2 protein-coding genes are annotated in these 1,847 nt (G+C 67.6%); both read left to right on the top strand.

Annotation, left to right across the window (positions count from 1 at the left end):
- The first annotated feature begins 501 nt into the window (after positions 1–501).
- Complete coding sequence (locus JYJ84_RS35665) at positions 502–762, top strand: phosphopantetheine-binding protein (protein WP_175221677.1); 261 nt, start codon at positions 502–504, stop codon at positions 760–762.
- Between the two features lie 110 nt (positions 763–872).
- A complete protein-coding gene (fabG, locus tag JYJ84_RS35670) occupies positions 873–1,589 on the top strand; it encodes a 3-oxoacyl-ACP reductase FabG (protein ID WP_175221632.1) in 717 nt (238 codons plus the stop codon).
- Positions 1,590–1,847: the final 258 nt, after the last annotated feature.

The following is a 1,847-nucleotide window of genomic DNA, read 5'->3' on the forward strand; positions in this document are numbered from 1 at the left end:
CGGAACGGAGCGGAAGGACGGGCGCGGCATGACTGGCGACATCGGGAAGATCGTGGCCGGACGCGGTGGTCGGGCCGTCAAACATCATATGAATGGCGGCCGGGACGCAGGTCCGGGCCGGTGGTCGGGCACGCTCATTTTAGGGCCGCGGCACCGCGTGTTCGGGGCAGGCGCGAACGGGTTTTGTAACCGATTGTATGGCGTCGGACGAACGGTTTCGCGGGGTCGGTCCATTTCCATCCAAAGCGGCTCAAGCGTCTGGTGCATTCGGGTCCCGAAACGGGTCGCGGCGCCGGCTCGCCAGTCTGTAACCATTGGCGGTATACGGCCCGATACCCGTTCGTCTAGAATCCGCGTAACTTTTACAAACGATCCCCAAATAACGCAGGCGGGGAAGCCGGCAGACGCCGGAGGGACGGAGATTCGCACGCGCCGGGCGTGCATGGCGATTGCCGTTTCCGGGCGCCTTCCGCTGCCACGGGCCGCCTGCCCGCACGCATGATGAACGTACTGGAACAAGAGCTCGCCACACTGATCGTCGGCGAACTGAATCTCGAAGACGTCCCGCTCGAAACAGTGACGGCCGGGACCCCGCTGTATGGCGAGGGTTTCGGGCTCGACTCCATCGACATCCTGGAAATCGCACTGCTGATCTCGAAGAAGTACGGCTTCGAGCTGCGTTCGGACAATCCGGACAACCAGAAGATCTTTGCGACGCTCGGTGCGCTGGCTGCGTACGTGGCCGCGCACCGCACGAAGTGACGGTGTCGCGCACGGGCGCGGCGCGCAGATGATGACGGCATGCGGCCGCGATCGGCAGACGATACGCGGCCGCGTCGATCGAGGTGGAACGCGATGAACGGAGCAATTCGATGCGGGCGCTCGTGACGGGCGGCAGCGGCGCACTCGGGCAGGCGATCTGCACGGCGCTCGCGCAGGCCGGCCATGAAGTGTGGGTGCATGCGAATCGCCATCTCGCGCAGGCGGAGGCGGTCGCGCAGCAGATCGTCGCGGCCGGCGGCACCGCGCACGCGATCGCGTTCGACGTGACCGACGCCGATGCGACGCTCGCCGTGCTGAAGCCGTTCATCGACGATGCGCCGGTGCAGATCCTCGTCAACAACGCGGGCATTCACGACGACGCGCCGATGGCCGGCATGTCGCAGCGGCAGTGGCACAGCGTGATCGACGTGACGCTCAACGGCTTCTTCAACGTCACGCAGCCGCTGCTGTTGCCGATGATCCGCACGCGGCGCGGCCGGATCGTCAACATCGCGTCGGTGGCCGGCGTGACCGGCAATCGCGGGCAGGTCAATTACGCGGCCGCGAAGGCGGGGCTGATCGGCGCGACGAAGTCGCTGTCGCTGGAGCTCGCGTCGCGCGGCATCACCGTGAACGCGGTGGCGCCCGGCATCATCGAATCGCCGATGGCCGAACAGGCGTTTCCCGCCGAACGCATCAAACAGCTCGTACCCGCGCAGCGCGCGGGCCGGCCCGACGAAGTCGCGGCGATGGTCGCGTACCTGGTGTCCGACGCCGCGGCCTATGTGACGGGACAGGTGCTGTCCGTCAACGGCGGGCTCGCATGACGCAGCGCGCAGTGTCGGCGTGACGTAACGCAACGCGGCGCAGGCCGCGATGTTGCGCGGCCTGCGCCGCCTAGTGAGGAAATCGAAGTGTCCGTGCATCCAGTCGACGCCGAACGGCGCCCGTGTTCCCTGTCGTCCTCCGCCGCGCCCGTCGTGCGCGGGCAGACGGCGGCCGGGCCGGTCGCCTCGCGATCGGGCGAATCGCTCGCGCCGATGCACACCGCGCCCAACGCGCCAGGCAACACGTGGTCGAATCCG

The sequence above is a fragment of the Burkholderia sp. LMG 13014 genome, from assembly GCF_905232215.1.
GTDB lineage: Bacteria > Pseudomonadota > Gammaproteobacteria > Burkholderiales > Burkholderiaceae > Burkholderia.

Coding starts and splice junctions, on each gene's coding strand:
- fabG (WP_175221632.1), top strand. CDS start 873: ATGCGGGCGCTCGTGACGGGCGGCAGCGGCGCACTCGGGCAGGCGATC.
- JYJ84_RS35665 (WP_175221677.1), top strand. CDS start 502: ATGAACGTACTGGAACAAGAGCTCGCCACACTGATCGTCGGCGAACTG.